The organism is Serratia sp. P2ACOL2 (assembly GCF_003691565.1).
Classification (GTDB): Bacteria; Pseudomonadota; Gammaproteobacteria; order Enterobacterales; family Enterobacteriaceae; genus Serratia; species Serratia liquefaciens.
On sequence record NZ_CP033162.1, the window covers coordinates 5,559,818 to 5,579,910 of the forward strand.

A 20,093-nucleotide genomic window follows, 5' to 3' on the forward strand; every position below is an offset into this window, starting at 1 on the left:
GGCGAATCTCTTCGCCCCAGCACTCAGGCTTAAAGCGTACGGGTATAGCGATCGCCAACTTGCGCGGTGGCATACCAGCGCATAACAGCTTCGATGCCTTCACCACCTTCCGGAGGAGCCCAGTGCATGCAGTCCTCTTCCGACAGCGCCTGATAAGGCCCCTGTTTTACTTCGAACACCACGCCGCCGGGATCAACCGACAGCACGGCATGCCAGGTAAACGCCGGCATCTCCAGTACTTTGGTTTCTTCACCCAGCAGCGTGCGTTGGGTGACGACACCTTCCTCATTAAACTGCAATACCACAAAGCGGCCGCGCAGCGGTGTCAACAGTTCCCAGGTTTGTGGATGGCGGTGCGGTCGAATATAGGTGCCAGGTTCCATGGCAATCGCCAGTCGCTGCACCGGCTCGCTCAACTCGTCGTGTAACGTACGGTGCGCGCGCAGGCGAGCCACTTTAGCGGCCTGCTCACTCATGTCGGTCAGGTCGTGGGCGGTAATCTGTTTCATCGTTAAAGTCCGCAAGCTTATCGTGGCTTCATATTAGCAATATTCACCGACGCGGTCAGAGATCCCCGCGACTTTTTCGTTACCCTTTATCACGGATTAAACCGATTTTGTCCCATTGGTTATGGCGATGAATTGTTGCGCAATTATCGGGCCTAACCGGTTGACAGACTTTTTCTTCTCGGCGTAACATGCGCGCACTATTATCAATGAGGACATACGCCTTGGACACACCCAGTAGATACTGGCTCACTGACCTGGACAACAACAGGTACAACTTCTAAGGCTATCCCATCGAGCTGATAGCCTTCGTGGTTGTCGGCGACCTCTTAAGTGTCGCTACGAGTCAGATCCTTCATGGTCTGAAACAAGCTGGTGATGCAACACCCCTCTGTTTCTGTGCTTCCACGCGTTGTTTACCCCTGTCACCCTAAGGGAGTTTTAGCAGATGCTGAGCGCGTTTAAATTAGATAAAAGCCGCCTGTCCCGTCTGGAGTTGGATGACTCCGATGATCTCACCACCTCGCTGTGGGTTGATCTGGTTGAGCCGGAAGAAGGCGAGCGTGAACGCGTGCAAAACGAGCTGGGCCAAAGCCTGGCGACACGTCCGGAGCTGGATGATATCGAAGCTTCCGCGCGTTTCTTCGAAGACGAAGACGGCCTGCATATTCACTCCTTCTTCTACTTTGAAGATGCGGAAGACCATGCCGGTAACTCCACCGTAGCTTTCACCATCCGAGATGGGCGTCTGTATACCCTGCGCGAGCGTGAGCTGCCGGCGTTTCGCCTGTACCGCATGCGCGCACGTAACCTGACGATGGTGGACGGCAACGCTTACGAGCTGTTGCTGGATCTGTTCGAAACCAAGATTGAGCAGTTGGCGGACGAAATTGAAAACGTCTACAGCGATTTGGAAAAGCTCAGCCGGGTAATCATGGAAGGCCATCAGGGCGATGAATACGACGAAGCACTGTCGACGCTGGCCGAACTGGAAGATATCGGCTGGAAAGTGCGACTGTGTTTGATGGATACCCAGCGTGCGCTGAATTTCCTGGTGCGTAAGGCGCGTTTGCCGACCGGTCAGTTGGAGCAGGCGCGTGAAGTGCTGCGCGACATCGAATCTTTGCTGCCACACAACGAATCGTTGTTCCAGAAGGTGAACTTCCTGATGCAAGCGGCGATGGGCTTTATCAATATCGAACAGAACCGCATCATCAAGATCTTCTCGGTGGTGTCGGTGGTGTTCCTGCCACCGACGCTGGTGGCCTCAAGCTACGGGATGAACTTCGAGTTTATGCCGGAGCTGAAGTGGTCGTTCGGCTATCCGGGCGCCATCAGCCTGATGATCCTGGCGGGGCTGGCCCCGTATCTGTACTTCAAACGCAAGAACTGGCTGTAAGCTGACGGGCGAACCTGTTCGCCCGATATTTCTGCTGTCGACCAACGCTTAGCCTGCTAAATAGGGGTAGAATGCCCCTTTGGCTTATCTGTCCGTAAGGCATGCGTTTTGATGGAGAGGTTTCCCCGCTTGATCCAATGGTCGATCCTGCTGCTGGCTTCGCTGGTGCTGGGGTTTGGCCTGCAAAGATTCCATATTCCCGCTGCACTGTTGCTGGGGCCGATGATTGTCGGCGTGGCCATGGGGCTGCTGGGCGCCACGGTTCGCATTCCAGGTTACCTGTTCATCGCCGCACAGGCGGTGCTGGGCTGCATGATCGCGCAAAGTCTCTCTCCTGCTATTCTCACACCGTTACTGGATGACTGGCCGTTGGTGCTGCTGGTGTTGATCGCTACGCTGCTGGCCAGCGGAGTTTCAGGCTGGTGTCTGGTGCGTTATAGCAGTCTGCCGGGGCCAACCGGTGCCTGGGGTTCATCGCCCGGTGGGGCGTCGGCGATGGTGGCGATGGCCGGGGATTTCGGTGCCGACGTGCGGCTGGTGGCGTTTATGCAATACCTGCGGGTGCTGTTTGTCGCAACCGCGGCGGCGATGGTGGCGCGCATTGGGTTGGGTGATGAAGCGGGGCATGGCGGCGCGATGCTGGAGTGGTTCCCTTCACTGGATTGGCGTTTCCCGGCGACGCTGGGCATTGCCGTAGTCGGCGCCTGGCTTGGCCCCCGGTTGCGTATTCCCTCCGGCGCGTTGTTGCTGCCGATGATCATCGGCGCGACGCTGCATTCCAGCGGTACCATGGCGTTACAGGTGCCGGAATGGCTGTTGGCCCTGGCTTATACCCTGATTGGCTGGAGCGTCGGGCTGCGCTTCACCCGGCCGATTTTTTTGTTGGCGCTGCGTACCTTGCCGCAGATGGTGGTGTCGATCGTCGCGCTGATGCTGTTTTGCGGTCTGCTGGCATGGATGCTGACGCGTTTCCTGCCGGTGGATTTGATGACCGCCTATCTGGCGACCAGCCCGGGTGGGTTGGATACCGTGGCGATCATCGCCGCCGGCAGTCGGGTCGACATGTCTTTCGTGATGGCGATGCAGACGCTGCGCTTGTTCACCATCTTGCTGACTGGCCCGGCGATGGCACGATTCATTTCTAACCGCGCCACCCCGGCTTTAACTTAGCGCTGCTTCAACGCAGTTTACGTTGAGTATAGAGCGCGTCGAGGATAAACAACAGCAGTGCGGCCCAGATAAAGCCAAAGGTCACCAGCTTGTCCTGGCCGACAGTTTCGCCATAGAAGGTGACGGCCAGCAGGAACATCAGCGTGGGGCCGAGATACTGGAAGAAGCCGAGTGTCGACAGGCGCAGGCGGGTGGCTGCGGCGGTAAAGAACAGCAGCGGTACGGTGGTGACGATGCCGGCTGCCACCAGCAGCAGGTTCAGCGACCAAGGGTTGGCGCTCAGGTGACTGGTTGGGCTGTCGGCGAACAGGAAAAGATACGCCGCCGCGACCGGCAGCAGCCACAGGGTTTCAATCAGCATGCCGGTTTGCGCGTCGATGGCGATCTTCTTGCGCAGCAGACCGTAGAACGCAAAGCTAAATGCCAGCCCCAGCCCGATAATCGGCAGCGAACCGAATTGCCACAGCTGAATCAACACGCCGGCAAATGCCAGTACCACCGCTATCCACTGCATGCGGCGGAAACGTTCACCCAGGAACAGCATCCCCAGCAGCACGTTCACCAGCGGGTTAATGAAATACCCCAGGCTGGCTTCCAGCATATGGTGGTTATTCACCGCCCAGATAAACAGCAGCCAGTTGCCGCCGATCAACACCGCGGTCACCGCCAACAAGAACAGCCGTTTGCGATTGTGGCAGGCGGCGCGCACCTGCGACCAGTTACGCCCGAGCGTGATCAGCGCCAGCATAAAGAAGAATGACCAAATAACCCTGTGGGTGAGGATCTCATCCGCAGGTACCTGTTGGATCAGTTTGAAATAGGCTGGAGCTATGCCCCAAATAAAATAGGCGGCCAGAGCAAAGAAGATGCCCTGCCGCGTTTGCTGTGCGTCCATGACGTTACTCAGATGGGAAAAACGGAGATGCGGTGAGTGTACTGAAGAGCCTCACCGCATACAATCACCCGACCAGATAGGTCGCGGTAGCGCTGGCGATGTGCAGGCCATCGTGGTTATGCAGTTCAACGCGGGCGACCGCGACTTTGTTGCCGCTGCGCAATACGCTGGCCGCCGCGATAAAGTGCTCGCCACGGCCCGGGCGCAGATAATCAACGCGCAAATCTATGGTGCCCATGCGCGACAGACGGCTAGCGACTTCTTCTTCGATCAGTGGATCCAGGCGCATCAGCACGCTACCGGCGCAGGCTAACCCGGCGGCGACGTCGAGCACCGAGGCGATCACCCCGCCGTGCAGGATCTTCTGGGCCGCATTGCCAACCAGCTTGGGCTGATTGGTGAAACTCAGCTCCACGTAGTCGTCGTCAAAGCGGCGCAGCTCGAGACCCAGCTCGCGGTTAAACGGCATGTGATAAACAAAGATTTCGCCAATTTTTTGGCGTGCGGCTTCTAGTGTGAGTGGTGTGGTAGACATAAATACCCATTCTTGTTCTGTGTCGTAGGGAAGTAAACTGGTCAGTCCAGGTTAACCGTTTGTTGATATTATGCCTATATTTTGTTGCTTTCCAGACTAATCCAATAAATACACGCCGTGCTGCTGTAAAATCTCCTTTGTGTGTAAAATGGCCTGTTTTTATTTCAGAGTTTGTCATTTTTTGTTGGGGTGAGGAACGTTATGCGCATTTTGTCAGGGATCGTTTTGGCCACGCTGGCCGCGCCGCTGCTGGTACAGGCGGAAGAAGCCAAAGAGCAGCAAATTCATGATAAACCGGCGGTACGCGGCAGCATTATTGCCAACATGCTGCAGGATCACGACAACCCATTTACGCTGTATCCGTATGAAACCAACTATGTGTTGTATACCGATACCAGCAATATCAATAAAGAAGCCATCCAGTCCTATAACTGGTCCGATAACGCCCGCAAGGACGAGGTGAAGTTCCAGCTTAGTCTGGCATTCCCACTGTGGCGCGGCATTGCCGGCGACAACTCGGTGCTGGGTGCATCTTATACTCAGCGCTCCTGGTGGCAGCTTTCCAACCACGGTGAATCATCGCCGTTTCGCGAAACCAACTACGAGCCGCAGGTGTTCCTCGGCTGGGCGACCGATTACCGCTTCGCCGGCTGGACATTGCGCGATGTGGAAGTGGGCCTCAATCACCAGTCCAACGGCCGTTCTGATCCCACCTCACGCAGTTGGAACCGCGGTTACGCGCGCTTTATGGCGCAAAACGGCAACTGGCAGGTGGATCTGAAGCCCTGGTTCCGTTTCTCGGAAAGCAGCAGCAGCGACGATAACCCGGATATCACCAAATACATGGGCTACTACCGCCTGAAAGTCGGTTATGCCTGGGGTGACAGCATCTTCAGCGTCGACAGCCACTATAACTGGAACAGCGGCTACGGCGGCGCGGAAATGGGCTGGAGCTACCCGATCAGCAAGCACGTGCGTTTCTACACGCAAGTCTTCAGCGGTTACGGCGAATCCTTGATTGATTACAACTTCCGGCAGACACGGGTTGGCGTTGGTGTCATGCTTAACGATATTATGTAATCCGGCCGTCATACAGGCGTCGCTACGCAGCAAAAAATGGGGAAGTGTGTGTCAACCGCAGCAGTGATAAACAAAGAGTTGCTGGCAGAGCAGGTATTACGCGATACCTTCGGCTATCAGCAATTCCGACCGGGTCAACAAACGATTATCAACACGGCGATCGGCGGGCAGGATTGCCTGGTTGTTATGCCGACCGGCGGCGGTAAATCGTTGTGCTATCAAATCCCGGCGCTGGTGATGGATGGCCTGACGTTAGTGGTTTCCCCGTTGATTTCGCTGATGAAAGATCAGGTCGATCAGCTGTTGGCCTATGGCGTTTCCGCCGCCTGCTATAACTCGACGCAAACGCGTGAGCAGCAGCTCGAAGTGATGGCGGGGTGCCGCAGCGGCCAAATCAAAATGCTGTACATCGCTCCCGAGCGGCTGATGATGGACAGCTTTCTCGATCTGCTCGACCACTGTCCGCCGGCGTTGCTGGCAGTAGACGAAGCACACTGTATCTCGCAGTGGGGCCACGACTTCCGCCCAGAATACCGTGCCTTGGGGCAGTTGAAGCAACGCTTCCCCGCGATGCCGGTGATAGCCCTGACGGCGACAGCCGATGAATCTACCCGTGGCGACATCGTGCGCCTGCTGGCGCTGCAGGACCCTCTGGTACAGGTCAGCAGCTTTGACCGGCCGAACATCCGCTATACGCTGGTGGAGAAGTTTAAACCTCTCGATCAACTGTGGCGTTTTGTACAGGACCAACGCGGCAAAAGCGGCATTATTTACTGCAACAGCCGGGCCAAGGTGGAAGACACCACCGCGCGCTTGCAAAGCCGTGGGCTGAGCGTGGGTGCCTATCACGCCGGGCTGGATAACGATCGCCGCGCCCAGGTGCAGGAAGCGTTCCAGCGTGACGATTTACAGGTGGTGGTGGCCACCGTCGCCTTTGGCATGGGCATCAATAAACCGAACGTGCGCTTTGTGGTGCACTTTGATATTCCGCGCAATATCGAATCTTATTATCAGGAAACCGGCCGTGCCGGGCGCGATGGCCTGCCCGCCGAAGCTATCTTGCTGTATGACCCGGCCGATATGGCCTGGCTGCGCCGCTGTCTGGAAGAAAAGCCTGCCGGACAACAGTTGGACATCGAGCGCCACAAGCTGAACGCCATGGGCGCATTTGCCGAAGCGCAAACCTGCCGCCGCCTGGTGCTGCTTAACTATTTTGGCGAGGGCAAACATCAGAACTGCGGCAACTGCGATATCTGCCTGGATCCGCCCAAGCGCTACGACGGGCTGGAAGATGCGCGCAAAGCACTGTCTTGTGTCTATCGCGTCGGGCAGCGTTTCGGTTTGGGCTACATTGTCGAGGTGTTACGCGGTTCCAATAATCAGCGTATCCGCGAATACGGCCATGAAAAGCTGCCGGTGTACGGCATTGGCCGCGACCAAACCACCGAACACTGGACCAGCGTGCTGCGTCAGTTGATCCACCTGGGGTTTATTACTCAGAACATTGCCATGCATTCGGCATTGCAGCTGACCGAGGCCGCACGCCCGGTGTTGCGCGGCGAGCTGGAGCTGCAACTGGCGGTGCCACGTATTCAAAGCCTGAAATCGCGTGGCAGTGCCAACCAGAAATCCTACGGCGGCAACTACGATCGCAAACTGTTTGCCAAACTGCGCAAGCTGCGTAAATCGATTGCCGATGAAGAAAATATTCCGCCTTACGTGGTGTTTAACGATGCTACGCTGCTGGAAATGGCGGAACAGATGCCAATCAAGGCCGGCGATCTGTTGAGCGTTAACGGCGTTGGCCAGCGTAAGCTGGAGCGTTTTGGCGCCCCGTTTATGGCGATGATCCGCGATCATCTCGATAATGACGAAGACTAAGGGCAGTAAATCATGCTGATGTTATTTCTGACCGTGGCGCTGGTGCACCTGATTGCGCTGATGAGCCCGGGGCCGGACTTCTTTTTTGTTTCGCAAACCGCCGCCAGCCGTTCACGCCGTGAGGCGATGATGGGGGTGGTGGGCATCTCGCTGGGCATCGTTGTCTGGGCGGGCGTGGCGCTGATGGGCCTGCACCTGATCCTGCAAAAAATGGCCTGGCTGCATCAGGTTATTATGGTGGGTGGTGGGATTTACCTGTGCTGGATGGGCTGGCAGCTGCTGCGCTCCGCACGCTCTCAGAATGCGCAATCAACGCCAGCACCGGAAGTGAAAGTGGCCTTGCCTAAGCCGGGACGCAGCTTTATTCGCGGTTTTCTGACCAACCTGTCAAACCCAAAGGCCGTTATCTATTTCGGCAGCGTGTTTTCACTGTTTGTCGGTGACGACGTTGGCGCCGGCGCTCGCTGGGGGCTGTTCTTGTTGATCATCGCCGAGACTTTTGTCTGGTTCAGCCTGGTAGCGGTGGTGTTTGCGCTGCCGGCAATGCGCCGAGGCTATCAACGCCTGGCGAAGTGGATTGACGGATTGGCGGGCGTCTTGTTCACCGGTTTCGGTTTGCACCTGATCTTTACCCGTTGATTTTGGGGCAGTGAACCAGAGTGCCGAACAGCGATGTTCGGCCTTTTTGCATCAGGCCTTCTTTGCCGTGGCCAGCAGTCCTGCGACCAGAATGAACAACGAGCCGAAGATGCGGTTCAGCAGTTGCATCTGGCGTGGGGTCTTCAGCCAACCGGCAATACGGGTCGCCAAAGTGGCGTAGCCAATCATCACGATGATATCCACTACCACCGTGGTGACGCCAAGCACTACATACTGCTCGGCCTGGGGTTGATTGGGCAAAATAAACTGCGGAAACAGCGCGGCCAGAAAAACGATGCTTTTCGGGTTGGTCAGATTTACCAGCACGGCACGGCGAAACAGACGGCGGCGCGGCAGGGTACCCGCCAGCGTATGCAAGTCCAGCGAACCGGCGGCGCGCCACTGCTGAATACCGAGCCACACCAGATAAGCGGCACCCAGCCATTTCAGCAATTCAAAAGCCATCAGCGACTGCGAGATCAGCGCCCCCAGGCCAATGCCCACCAGCAGGATATGCAGGCTCAGCCCGACCTGCAGCCCGGCGATCGAGGCTGCTGCCCCACGGTAACCGTGGCTGATGCCGGTGCTCATGGTGTTGATCGCTCCAGAGCCGGGTGACAGGCTGAGGATAAGGGTTGTCAGCAGGTAGGTTAGCCACCAGTCCAAAGTCATTGCAGTGCTCCCTGAAAGCGCCAATTTGTGCCAAAATGATTCGGTTTTTGTAGGAATTGAATCACAATACGCTAGTATTATTTCTTGTGCCAGCGGTCACATTTTTATCGCTGGCGGCTCAGGGAAAAGCATTTGATGACGTCGTTTACTCTCAGCACCGATGACTGGTTAACGCGTGAAACGCAGTTTGCTGCTTTCGCCACCGGCCCGCTGCTGGACTTTTGGCGGCTGCGTGAGGAGGGCGAGTTCATCGGCGTTGGCGGCGTACCCATCCGCTTTGTACGATTCTGTTCTGCGCGTCATCAGCGGGTGGTGGTGGTAAGCCCCGGCCGCATCGAAAGTTACGTTAAATATCCTGAGGTTGCCTACGATCTGTTCCAGTGTGGCTATGATGTGATGATTTTAGATCACCGTGGGCAAGGCCGTTCCGGCCGTTTGCTGGCGGATACGCACCGTGGTCATGTGATAAACTTCAGCGATTACGTCGACGATTTCACCCAGTTTTATCAGCAGGAAGTGAAGCCACGCGGTTACCGGCAACGCTTTGCGCTGGCGCACTCAATGGGGGGCGCGATCCTGGCGCAATTTCTGGTACGTCAGCCGCAGGCCTTTGACGCCGCCGCGTTTTGTGCGCCAATGTTCGGCATTTATTTACCGATGCCGGGTTGGATGGCCAATCGCATTCTTGACTGGGCGGAGAAGCACCAGAAGGTGCGTGAGTACTATGCGATAGGCACCGGCCAGTGGCGGCCACTGCCGTACGTGGTCAACGTGTTGACCCACAGTCGTGAACGTTATCGGCGCTGCTTGCGCTATTACGCCGACTATCCCGAGCTGCAGGTGGGGGGCCCACTTACCATTGGGTGCGAGAAAGTCTCCAGGCCGGTCGGGATATCATCGCTCAGGCGGCTAACATCACTACGCCGCTATTGTTATTGCAGGCCGGGGAGGATCGGGTGGTCGACAATCGCTCTCACCAGGCTTTTTGTCAGGCATTGTCAGAAGCGGGGCACCCTTGCGAAGGGGAAAAACCGCAGGTTATCGAAGGCGCACGGCATGAGATCCTGTTTGAGCGGGACGCGATGCGCGCCGAAGCACTGAACGCAATCCTGCGTTTCTTTGCTCAACACTTAGGTGGTACCCCTACCGCCGACCACTCCATCAGAGGTTAGAACATACCGCTATGTATCACGTCGTCGCTTCCGATTTAGATGGCACGCTGCTGTCACCTGACCACACCTTGTCCCCGTACGCCAAAGAGACCTTGAAGCTGCTGACCCAGCGTGGGGTACATTTCGTCTTCGCTACCGGGCGTCACCATATCGACGTTGCGCAGATCCGCGATAACCTCGACATCAGCGCCTTTATGATCACGTCCAACGGCGCTCGCGTGCACAACACCGACGGTGAGCTGATTTTCAGCCATAACCTGGCCGAAGACATTGCCCGCGACCTTTACGGCATGCTGCATAACGATGCCGATATCACCACCAACGTCTACCGCAACGACGACTGGTACATCAACCGCGAAAGCCCTGAACAGAAAGAGTTTTTCCAGGAATCCATTTTCCAGTACCAGTTGTTCGAACCGGGCCTGTTGGAAACCGACGGCGTGTGCAAGGTGTACTTCACCTGCGACGATCACGAAAAGCTGCTGCCGCTGGAAGATGCCATCAATGCACGCTGGGGCGATCGGGTTAACGTCAGCTTCTCGTTCCCAACCTGTCTGGAAGTGATGGCGGGTGGCGTGTCAAAAGGGCATGCGCTGGAAGAAGTGGCCAAGATCATCGGTTATACGTTGAAAGAGTGCATCGCCTTCGGCGACGGCATGAACGATCTGGAAATGCTGTCGATGGCCGGTAAAGGCTGCATCATGCGCGACGCGCATCAGCGGCTGAAAGATAAACTGCCTGAGCTGGAAGTCATTGGCTCAAACGTCGACGACGCGGTGCCACATTACCTGCGGAAAATGTTCCTGGGTTGATATGAACAGGGCGCCTTGCGGCGCCCTGATTGGTATTACTTGTGCTGGCCCTGCTTTTGCAGGAATTGCACGCCCTTGTCAGGGAAGTCGGTGAACACGCCGTCCACGCCCGCCTGGTTGTAAATCACGTCATACAGCTGATTCACGTCGGTCACGTAGTCTGGCAGCGCGTCGGCGCGGATGGTGAATGGGTGCACCGCCAACTTGTTGGCATGCGCTTATTTCACCATGTCGGTCAGCACTACCTTGCCCGGCTTGGATTTTTCCGCCACCACCAGCATGTGGTAGTCCGGTCCGATGCCGTCGGCATACTGGGCGATTTGCTTCATCGCGCCCGGTTTGAACATCCAGTCATAGTCGTATTCCACCCATTTGCCGTCGGCTTTCTGCTCGTAGGTTTCCTGCCACTTGTTATAGGCGATCAATTGGATCAGCTTCAGATCCATGCCCATTTTCGGTTCCAGCTCGGTTTTAATCCGCTTCAGCTCGTTGGCATCGAAGCATTGCAGATAAACGTTATCGCCCTTGCCGGTGTAGCCGTACTGTTTCAGAACCGCCAGCACCTTGCTGGAAATGTCTTTCCCTTCCTGCTTATGGAACCACGGCGCTTTGATTTCCGGGTAAATACCGATGTTTTTGCCGGTTGAATGATTCAAACCCTGCACAAATTCGATCTCTTCCTGGAAGGTATGGACGCGGAAGTCGGATTTACCCATCGGGAAACGACCCGGGTAACCCTGTACCTTCTTGCCATTTTCGATCTCAAAACCTTCGGTGAACTTCAGCGACTTGATTTCAGGCAGCGTAAAGTCGATGGCGTAATAACGGCCGTCTTTGCGCGCGCGGTCCGGGAAACGCTCTGCTACGTCGGTGACGCGATCGAGGTAGTGGTCATGCAACACCACCAGCTCGTTGTCCTTGGTCATCACCAGATCTTGTTCGAGGAAATCCGCGCCCTGCGCGTAGGCCATGGCCTTCGCCGGCAGCGTGTGTTCCGGCAGATAACCGCTGGCGCCACGGTGGGCGATTACCACCTTGTCGGCGGCTTGTGCGGCGCTGACCATTGAGGTGGCCAGGATAATCCCTGCCAGCAGGGCTTTGACTTGAGTCCGCATATTGTTGTTCTCCATGTTGTAGGTGCAGGGGTATTAAAAAGGCCGCAAGGCGGCCTTTAAATAATGCGAAAGTTGTATGACGCTTAACCGCGTTTGTTGGCAGCGATTTCCGCGTGGTGTTTTTTCTCGCTCATCATGGTCAGCAACAGCAGCACTACCGCGCCGATGCTACCGCCAATCATCACCATAAAGCCGCCGTCCCAACCGAAGTAGTCAACGGTGTAGCCGACGATGGCGCTGGCTGCAACAGAGCCGCCCAGGTAACCGAACAGACCGGTGAAGCCTGCGGCGGTGCCGGCGGCTTTCTTCGGTGCCAGTTCCAGTGCGTGCAGGCCGATCAGCATGACCGGGCCGTAAATCAGGAAGCCGATGGTGATCATACAGGCCATATCGATGCCAGGATTACCGACCGGGTTCAGCCAGTAAACGACGGTGGCAATGGTCACCAGCGTCATGAAGAACACGCCGGTAGCGCCGCGGTTACCCTTGAACACCTTGTCCGACATCCAGCCGCACAGCAGGGTGCCCGGAATACCGGCATACTCGTACAGGAAGTAAGCCCATGAAGACTTGTCCAGCGCGAAGTGTTTCACTTCTTTCAGGTAGGTCGGTGACCAGTCCAGAATGCCGTAACGCAGCAGATAAACGAACACGTTGGCTACGGCGATGTACCACAGCAGTTTGTTCGGCAGGATGTACTGCATGAAGATCTGCTTGGCCGTCAGCTCTTCTTCCGCTTTGTCGGTGTAGTCGTCCGGATAATCGTTTTTGTATTCTTCAATCGGCGGCAGGCCGCAGGATTGCGGGGTGTCGCGCATCAGGGCAAAGGCGATCAGGGCTACCAGAATGGCACCGAAGGCCGGCATGTACAGCGCCGCGTGCCAGTCGTTGAACCAGGCCATACCCAGCAAGAACAGCAGCGGTGGCAGGCCGCCACCCACGTTATGGGCGCAGTTCCAGACCGAAACGATACCGCCACGCTCTTTCTGCGACCACCAGTGCACCATGGTACGGCCACAAGGCGGCCAGCCCATGCCCTGGAACCAACCGCACAGGAACAGCAGCACGAACATGACCGCGATGCTCGATGTCGCCCATGGAACGAAGCCCATGAACAGCATGACCGCAGCAGCCAAAATCAGGCCGGCGGGCAGGAACACGCGAGGGTTGGAGCGGTCAGAAACCGACCCCATGATAAATTTGGAGAAACCGTAGGCGATGGAAATACCGGACAGCGCGAAACCGAGGTCACCGCGGCTGAAGCCCTGGTCAATCAGGTAAGGCATGGCCAGGGTGAAGTTCTTGCGCACCAGGTAGTAGGCGGCATAACCGAAGAAAATCCCCATAAATATTTGCCAGCGCAATTTACGGTACAGCGGGTCGACTTTGTCGACCGGCACACGTGAAATGTGTGCTGCCGGCTTAAAAATACTCAACATGAGCGCCTCCGATGGCTTTATCTAGTTATCACATCAATATGATCTTTTACGTTCATTTGATGATTGAGCGGATATCGAATGTGGTGTTTTTTTGTTCCATAACGAGCGTCATCCTAGTCAAAACCGCCTGGTGTCGCTGTGATGAATGGCGCAAATGTTACACTTTTATGAAACACCGGCGGATTTTGAGCGATTCGTTAACGTTATGAAATAGAAAAACGCCTAAAAATCGTGATTGTGATCACATTCGTGGTTTTTTGTGGACATTTTACTTTCGTTTTAAGTTCGTTATTGTTCCTTATCAAACAAAGACCCCAATGACTGTGGCCCAATAGGGCAATAACCACGGATCCAGAGGGAGCGTCATGAGCAGCCATTCAGCAGAAAACGAAACGGATGTGATCATCATTGGCGGCGGCGCGACCGGCGCGGGCATTGCTCGTGACTGCGCACGCCGCGGCCTGCGTTGCATACTGCTGGAGCGTCATGATATCGCCACCGGCGCGACCGGGCGCAACCACGGCCTGCTGCACAGCGGTGCGCGTTATGCGGTAACCGACGGCGAATCGGCGCGCGAATGCATAGAAGAGAACCGTATCCTCAAACGCATTGCGCATCACTGTATTGAGCGAACCGACGGGCTGTTTATCACCCTGCCGCAGGATTCGCTGGCTTACCAACAGCAGTTTATTGTCTCCTGCCACAGCGCCGGTATCAACGCTGAAGCTATTGATCCGCAGTTGGCGTTGCGGCTGGAGCCGGCGGCTAATCCGGCGCTCATCGGTGCCGTGCGCGTGCCGGACGGCACTGTCGATCCTTTCCGTTTGACCGCCGCCAATATGCTCGATGCCCGTGAGCACGGCGCGCAGATCCTCACTTATCACCAGGTGGTCGGTTTATTACGCACGGGCGATCGCGTTACCGGAGTGCGTGTTTTCGACCATCAATCGTCGCGCCGTTACGATATTCACGCCGAAGTGGTGGTCAACGCCGCCGGTATCTGGGGTCAGCAGATTGCAGAATATGCCGATCTGCGAATTCGCATGTTCCCGGCCAAGGGCGCTCTGCTGATCCTGGGTCATCGCATCAACAACATGGTGATCAACCGCTGCCGCAAGCCGGCGGACGCCGACATTCTGGTGCCGGGCGACACCATCTCGCTGATTGGCACCACCTCCACCCACATTGATTATGACCAGATCGACAACATGCTGGTGACCCCGCAGGAAGTGGACATTTTAATCCGCGAGGGCGCGCTGCTGGCACCTGAATTGGCGCAAACCCGAATTCTGCGTGCTTATGCCGGCGTTCGGCCTTTGGTAGCCAGTGACGACGACCCTAGCGGTCGCAACGTCAGCCGTGGCATCGTGCTGCTCGATCATGCCAGCCGCGACGGCCTGGAAGGCTTTATCACCATCACCGGCGGCAAGCTGATGACCTACCGGCTGATGGCGCAGTGGGCGACCGATAAAGTGTGCGAAAAGCTTCGGGTAGACAGCCCCTGCACTACCGCACAGGAGGCGTTGCCGGGTTCTCGTCAGTCGGCGGAAGAAACGGTGCGTAGCGTGGTGTCTTTGCCTGCCAGTATTCGTGGTTCGGCGGTTTATCGCCACGGCGACCGTGCAAACCGCGTACCGGCGGGGGATCGGTTGGACAACAGCCTGGTGTGCGAATGCGAAGCGGTGACCGCCGGCGAGGTGCGTTATGCGGTTAACTCTCTCACCGTCAATAACCTGGTCGATTTGCGTCGCCGTACCCGCGTTGGCATGGGCACCTGCCAGGGGGAGCTTTGCGCCTGCCGTGCCGCGGGGCTGCTGACACGCTTTAACGTCACCACCCCGCAGCAGTCGATCGACCAGCTATCGCATTTCCTCAACGAGCGTTGGAAAGGCGTCCGGCCTATCGCCTGGGGCGATGCGCTGCGCGAAAGTGAATTTACCAGTTGGGTTTACCAGGGATTGTGCGGGCTCGATGCCCGGGGGGAACAGGAGGCCGATGATGCGATTTGACGTAGTGGTGATTGGCGGTGGCCTGGCGGGTATGGCCTGCGCCATCCGCCTGGCGGAACAGGGCAAGCGCTGTGCGGTGGTCAGTTCTGGCCAGAGTGCACTCTATTTTTCATCCGGCTCGCTTGATCTGCTGGCGCAACTGCCCGACGGCACCCCGGTGACAGAGCCATTGGCGGCGCTGTCCGCACTGGTAACACAGGCACCCCGGCATCCCTATGCGTTGATCGGTGCCGAGCGGGTGGCGGCGCTGTCGGGTGAAGCCGCTTCACTATTGCAGCGCTGTGGGCTTGCTCTGCAGGGTGACAGCGAACGCAATCATCTGCGCATCACGCCGCTGGGCACGCGCCGGGCGACCTGGCTCAGCCCGCAGGCTATCCCCGTTACGCCGTTAGGCGGTGAACTGCCGTGGCGGCACATTGCGGTGATCGGCATTGAAGGCTTTTTGGATTTTCAGCCACAGTTGGCCGCCAGTTCCCTGACGCAGTCCCTGGGCGTTCGGGCTGAGGTGGCGGATATGCACTTGCCGGCGCTGGACCGGCTGCGCAATAACCCCAGTGAGTTCCGAGCGGTAAATATCGCCAGGGTACTGGATCTGCCGGAAAACCTGACGCCAATGGCGGACGAGCTTCGGCGGTTGGCTGCGGACGCCGAGGCGATATTCTTGCCGGCCTGTCTGGGGCTGGAGGATGACGCGCCATTGGCGGCGCTGCAGGCGGCGGTCGGCAAACCGATTCGCCTGCTGCCGACGCTGCCGCCTTCAGTGCTCGGGATGAGGTTGCACCAGGCGCTGCGTTCGCGATTACAGCAATTGGGCGGCGTTTTTATGCCGGGGGACAGCGTGCTGCGGGCGGATATTGAAGCCGGGCGAGTCACCGGTGTTTATACCCGTAACCACACCGACATTCCGTTGGTGGCGCAGCAGGTGGTGCTGGCCAGCGGCAGTTTTTTCAGTAATGGGCTGGTGGCGGACTTCGACGGCATACGTGAACCGGTATTTGGACTGGATGTCGACAGTAAGGCGGAGCGTGCAGACTGGAGTTGTCGCGAGCTGTTTGCTCCGCAACCCTATTTGCAGTTTGGGGTACGCACCGATAACCAGCTGCGTGCCCTAAGGCAGGGAGAGCCTTTGAGTAACCTGTATGCCATAGGGGCGGTGACCGGCGGCTACGATCCGCTGCAGCAGGGCTGCGGTGCAGGTGTTTCGTTGGTGGGAGCATTGCATGTCGCGCAACAGATTGCGGCACAGGAGGAGCAACCATGAGCCTGCACAAAGACAACAGTTTTGAGAACTGCATCAAGTGCACCGTCTGCACCACCTATTGCCCGGTGGCCAAGGTCAATCCGCTTTATCCCGGGCCCAAGCAGGCTGGGCCGGACGGCGAACGCCTACGGTTAAAAGATCCGGCGCTGTACGATGAAGCGCTGAAGTATTGCACCAACTGCAAACGCTGTGAGGTGGCCTGCCCGTCCGACGTCAAAATTGGCGATATCATTCAGCGGGCGCGTGCCGACTTTGCCCAGAGCAAGCCGACGCTGCGCGACGCCATCCTCAGTCATACCGATATAATGGGCTCACTGTCGACGCCGTTTGCGCCGATCGTCAACGCTGCCACCGGGTTAAAGCCGGTGCGCGCTCTGCTGGACAAGGCGTTGAAAATTGATCACCGTCGCGAACTGCCCAAATACTCGTTCGGCACCTTCCGCCGCTGGTACCGCCAGCAAGCGCAGGCCCAACAGCGTTACGCCGAGCAGGTGGCTTTTTTCCACGGCTGCTTCGTCAATTACAACCATCCACAGCTGGGTAAGGATCTGATCAAAGTCTTCAATGCGATGGATATCGGCGTGCAGCTGCTTAAGCGCGAAAAATGCTGCGGTGTGCCGCTGATTGCCAACGGCTTTATCGCCCAGGCCAAGAAACAGGCCAAGGTGAATGCCGAATCGCTGCATGAGGCGGTGTTGGAGCGCGGCATCCCTGTTGTGGCCACATCATCGAGCTGTACTTTTACGCTGCGTGACGAATACCCGCATTTGCTGGAGGTGGATACCTCGGCGGTGCGTGAACGGGTGGAGCTGGCGACGCGCTATCTGTACCGCCTGCTCAATCAGGGGCGCAGCCTGCCGCTGAAGCGCACGCCGTTGCGGGTGGCCTACCATACGCCCTGTCACATGGAGAAAATGGGCTGGACGGCCTATACGCTGGAATTATTGCGGCAGATACCGGGGCTGGAGCTGGTGGTATTGGATTCGCAGTGTTGCGGCATTGCCGGCACCTACGGATTTAAATCCGAGAACTATGCGACTTCGCAAGGGATTGGCGCATCGCTGTTTCGCCAGATTGAGGAGAGTGGGGTCGATTTGGTGGTGACGGACTGCGAAACCTGTAAATGGCAAATCGAGATGTCGACCAGCAAGCGCTGCGAACACCCGATTACCCTGTTGGCACAGGCCCTGGCGTAGGGCGCAGCAGTGTGAACTGCGCCCTATAGGCTGAGTCAGTAAAAGTTTACTTGTTCAGTTTCAGCGTTTTGATGATGCCTTCGGCTTCACTTTGCGCCTGCTGCTGGTTATCCGCTGGCAGCGTCACCTGAATGGTCAGCATGTTGTTATCCAGCGTGCCAATCAGGATGGAGGAGTAGGCCTTCTCGCCGCCGCTGGTAATGATGCTGTCCAACTGACGCAGCGGCACGCCGTTTACGTCGATGGCTTTGTTGGTGACCACCTGCAGGTTCGCATCACGCGCGCGCTGGGTATCTTCCAGACGCTTGCTCAGGGTTTCCAGACTGTCGGCGGTTTTGTCGCCGAGGATCACGATCACTGCGCGTTGGCCGGTGCTGTCGGCGTAAACGTGCATGTTGTTCGCCTGATTACCCAGCTTGCCGCTTTGGTCCGCCATACCGACCGGCAGGGTGAACGCCAGCTTACCCTCCAGCAAGCTTACCTGTTGCCCGGCCGGTGCGCTGGCTGCGGCATCGCCCGCCGGCGCTTTGGTGTCTTTGGTTTCGCCGTCGCAGGCCGCGAGGCCAAGCACTAACAGGCTGATACCCATCAATTTTGCTACTTTACGCATTGGGCTTCCTTCTTCCTTTCAGGTAGGGTTTCACTGCCGTATCGCAACCTATTCCAGGGTGAAATGCAAGGCAGATGTTGTCACAAGGTTTTCTCAAGTAATAGCCGATAATCAGCCACTTCGCCTTTCTTTTCCAGTTGAACAATCTGATAGTGATTGTTGATGAGCATCATCAGCATCGCACGGAACTGATTACGGGTTTTCACCCTCAACTGGTGATAACCCTGCGCCCGTGCCCAGTTTTCCTGCTCGGCCAATAGCGCCATTGCCACACCATGACGGCGATAAGCCGGCAATACGGCACCCAACCAGCTGTAAAACACCCTGTCTTGTTGCTGATAACCGAGCTTGAAACCGGCAGCCTGGCCGTCGACTTCGGCGATCAGTGCGGCCATTGGGAGTGAGCCGATGCGCTGTTGCAGATCGTTGAGGTTGTGCAGATTGCCGAATTCGGGGATTTGCTGATACAGACGATGAATTTCTTCGAGGGTGGCGTGGCGGGTGGTGACGGTCATGGCGGCCTCCGGATGGGTAGGCCGCCAATGATAACACGGGTCAGCTCGGTTGCAGGCTGCTGTCGCCCTGGCGAGCGGCAATGCGTTTGAGCAGCATATTCAGCAGCACGCCGTACATTGGCAGGAAGAACAGCATGCAGATCAGCACTTTGAAGCTGTAATCGACCAGTGCAATCTCGACCCAGTTGTTGGCCATAAAGGCGTCGCTGCTCTTGTAGAATGCAATAAAGAAGAACGACAGCGTGTCGCTGATATTGCCGAGGAACATGGCCGCGGCAGGGGCCACCCACCAGGCGCTGCGCTGGCGTAACCGGTTGAAAACGTGTACGTCGAGGATCTGACCGAGCACGTAAGCCATAAAGCTGGCGACGGCGATACGTGCGACAAACAGGTTAAAGCTACCCAGTGCGGCAAACCCCTGCCATTCCCCCTGATAGGTGACGGTGGAGATGACGTACGAGATAAACAGGGCCGGCACCATCACCGAAAGAATGATGCGTCTCGCCAGTGGGGCGCCAAAAATACGCACCGTCAAGTCGGTTGCCAGAAAGATAAATGGGAAGGTAAACGCGCCCCAGGTGGTATGGAAACCGAAAATGGACATCGGCAACTGCACCAGGTAGTTACTGGAGGTAATGATGACAATATGGAACAGCGATAGCCAGACCAACGCGGTAAGGCGCTGTCGAGCGGTAAACGAATACATGTTGTAGCCTTTTTAGCAGTGGGGTGAGGGAACCCAGAATGTCTTGTCTATGCAGCGAAAAAAGCTGCGCGGCCGCATGATACGCGTTTGCGCAACCAATGCAATGGTTAAATTTAACGCAAACGTTAACGCATCTTGCACAGAAAAACTACCGGCGTAAACTAGGCGCTAATGAGATGCGGCGAGCGTACGCCGATCGCTTTTGACCGAGAAAAATTGCATGACTGACTTGTTTGCCCAGGCCGACCAGACGCTTGATGCGCTGGGGCTGCGCTGTCCGGAACCGGTAATGATGGTGCGTAAAACCGTGCGCCATATGGATAACGGTGAAACCCTGCTGATTATTGCTGACGATCCGGCCACCACCCGCGATATTCCGGGTTTTTGCCGTTTTATGGAGCACACGCTGGTGGCGCAGGAAACTGAAAAAACGCCTTACCGCTATTTATTGCGTAAAGGTGTTGAGCGCTAATCGCCGCTT

Annotated in this window: 18 protein-coding genes and 2 pseudogenes; 11 read left to right on the top strand and 9 right to left on the bottom strand. The window is 57.0% G+C overall.

Translation table 11 applies throughout. From position 1 onward, the window contains the following. Positions 1-29 precede the first annotated feature (29 nt). The gene (locus EBA31_RS26570; RefSeq protein ID WP_122080560.1) at positions 30-509 is read right to left on the bottom strand and encodes a WbuC family cupin fold metalloprotein; all 480 of its coding nucleotides are present in this window, start codon (positions 507-509) and stop codon (positions 30-32) included. Between the two features lie 445 nt (positions 510-954). Between EBA31_RS26570 and corA the strand changes: the two genes are divergently transcribed. Beyond that, positions 955-1,905, top strand: a complete 951-nt coding sequence (corA, locus tag EBA31_RS26580; RefSeq protein WP_020824775.1) for a magnesium/cobalt transporter CorA — start codon at positions 955-957, stop codon at positions 1,903-1,905. A gap of 111 nt (positions 1,906-2,016) precedes the next feature. After that, positions 2,017-3,075, top strand: coding sequence for an AbrB family transcriptional regulator (locus EBA31_RS26585; RefSeq protein WP_122080561.1), 1,059 nt, complete (start codon positions 2,017-2,019; stop codon positions 3,073-3,075). A gap of 7 nt (positions 3,076-3,082) precedes the next feature. Here EBA31_RS26585 and rarD read toward each other — a convergent pair whose 3' ends face one another. After that, positions 3,083-3,970, bottom strand: a complete 888-nt coding sequence (gene rarD / locus EBA31_RS26590) for an EamA family transporter RarD (RefSeq protein WP_020824777.1) — start codon at positions 3,968-3,970, stop codon at positions 3,083-3,085. Positions 3,971-4,034: 64 nt separating this feature from the next. Beyond that, entirely contained in the window at positions 4,035-4,505 is a 471-nt protein-coding gene (locus tag EBA31_RS26595) for a thioesterase family protein (protein ID WP_020824778.1), read from the bottom strand. Between the two features lie 201 nt (positions 4,506-4,706). Between EBA31_RS26595 and pldA the strand changes: the two genes are divergently transcribed. Genes pldA through rhtC form a run of 3 tightly spaced genes read left to right on the top strand, consistent with a single transcriptional unit; the run spans position 4,707 to position 8,105 of the window. After that, positions 4,707-5,585 carry a phospholipase A gene (pldA, locus tag EBA31_RS26600; protein ID WP_020824779.1) on the top strand — a complete coding sequence of 293 codons (879 nt, stop codon included), beginning with the start codon at positions 4,707-4,709 and terminating at the stop codon, positions 5,583-5,585. A gap of 48 nt (positions 5,586-5,633) precedes the next feature. Continuing rightward, positions 5,634-7,466, top strand: coding sequence for an ATP-dependent DNA helicase RecQ (gene recQ / locus EBA31_RS26605; RefSeq protein WP_020824780.1), 1,833 nt, complete (start codon positions 5,634-5,636; stop codon positions 7,464-7,466). Between the two features lie 12 nt (positions 7,467-7,478). Next, on the top strand, positions 7,479-8,105 hold the full coding sequence (rhtC, locus tag EBA31_RS26610) for a threonine export protein RhtC (protein WP_020824781.1): 627 nt from the start codon (positions 7,479-7,481) through the stop codon (positions 8,103-8,105). A gap of 51 nt (positions 8,106-8,156) precedes the next feature. On the opposite strand, the gene rhtB is transcribed toward rhtC, so the two are convergent. Next, positions 8,157-8,777, bottom strand: a complete 621-nt coding sequence (gene rhtB / locus EBA31_RS26615) for a homoserine/homoserine lactone efflux protein (RefSeq protein WP_122080562.1) — start codon at positions 8,775-8,777, stop codon at positions 8,157-8,159. Positions 8,778-8,912: 135 nt separating this feature from the next. On the opposite strand from rhtB, the pseudogene pldB reads away from it, so the two are divergent. Next, a pseudogene (gene pldB, locus EBA31_RS26620) lies at positions 8,913-9,949 on the top strand (lysophospholipase L2). Between the two features lie 11 nt (positions 9,950-9,960). Beyond that, entirely contained in the window at positions 9,961-10,761 is an 801-nt protein-coding gene (gene yigL / locus EBA31_RS26625; RefSeq protein ID WP_020824784.1) for a sugar/pyridoxal phosphate phosphatase YigL, read from the top strand. Between the two features lie 35 nt (positions 10,762-10,796). On the opposite strand, the pseudogene glpQ reads toward yigL, so the two are convergent. Both glpQ and glpT read right to left on the bottom strand, forming a co-directional pair. After that, positions 10,797-11,876 (bottom strand): annotated as a pseudogene (glpQ, locus tag EBA31_RS26630) (glycerophosphodiester phosphodiesterase). 83 nt (positions 11,877-11,959) lie between these two features. Beyond that, positions 11,960-13,315, bottom strand: coding sequence for a glycerol-3-phosphate transporter (gene glpT, locus EBA31_RS26635; RefSeq protein ID WP_020824786.1), 1,356 nt, complete (start codon positions 13,313-13,315; stop codon positions 11,960-11,962). Between the two features lie 365 nt (positions 13,316-13,680). Here glpT and glpA point away from each other — a divergent pair, with 365 nt between their 5' ends. From glpA to glpC, 3 genes are read left to right on the top strand one after another with little or no spacing between them, the layout of a single operon-like run. After that, positions 13,681-15,324 carry an anaerobic glycerol-3-phosphate dehydrogenase subunit A gene (gene glpA / locus EBA31_RS26645; RefSeq protein WP_020824787.1) on the top strand — a complete coding sequence of 548 codons (1,644 nt, stop codon included), beginning with the start codon at positions 13,681-13,683 and terminating at the stop codon, positions 15,322-15,324. Continuing rightward, the gene (gene glpB / locus EBA31_RS26650; RefSeq protein ID WP_122080563.1) at positions 15,314-16,585 is read left to right on the top strand and encodes a glycerol-3-phosphate dehydrogenase subunit GlpB; all 1,272 of its coding nucleotides are present in this window, start codon (positions 15,314-15,316) and stop codon (positions 16,583-16,585) included. Before glpA ends, glpB begins: the two co-directional genes overlap by 11 nt. Further along, on the top strand, positions 16,582-17,781 hold the full coding sequence (glpC, locus tag EBA31_RS26655; protein WP_020824789.1) for an anaerobic glycerol-3-phosphate dehydrogenase subunit GlpC: 1,200 nt from the start codon (positions 16,582-16,584) through the stop codon (positions 17,779-17,781). Before glpB ends, glpC begins: the two co-directional genes overlap by 4 nt. Positions 17,782-17,827: 46 nt before the next feature. Here the strand turns inward: glpC and EBA31_RS26660 are convergent, their stop codons facing one another. The 3 genes from EBA31_RS26660 to EBA31_RS26670 form a co-directional block, all read right to left on the bottom strand. Beyond that, on the bottom strand, positions 17,828-18,391 hold the full coding sequence (locus EBA31_RS26660; RefSeq protein ID WP_048762234.1) for a DcrB family lipoprotein: 564 nt from the start codon (positions 18,389-18,391) through the stop codon (positions 17,828-17,830). Positions 18,392-18,471: 80 nt separating this feature from the next. After that, positions 18,472-18,906, bottom strand: a complete 435-nt coding sequence (locus EBA31_RS26665; protein ID WP_122076526.1) for a GNAT family N-acetyltransferase — start codon at positions 18,904-18,906, stop codon at positions 18,472-18,474. Positions 18,907-18,946: 40 nt separating this feature from the next. Further along, the gene (locus EBA31_RS26670) at positions 18,947-19,612 is read right to left on the bottom strand and encodes a 7-cyano-7-deazaguanine/7-aminomethyl-7-deazaguanine transporter (RefSeq protein WP_020824792.1); all 666 of its coding nucleotides are present in this window, start codon (positions 19,610-19,612) and stop codon (positions 18,947-18,949) included. 220 nt (positions 19,613-19,832) lie between these two features. On the opposite strand from EBA31_RS26670, the gene tusA reads away from it, so the two are divergent. Then, positions 19,833-20,084, top strand: coding sequence for a sulfurtransferase TusA (gene tusA / locus EBA31_RS26675; protein WP_020824793.1), 252 nt, complete (start codon positions 19,833-19,835; stop codon positions 20,082-20,084). Positions 20,085-20,093: the final 9 nt, after the last annotated feature.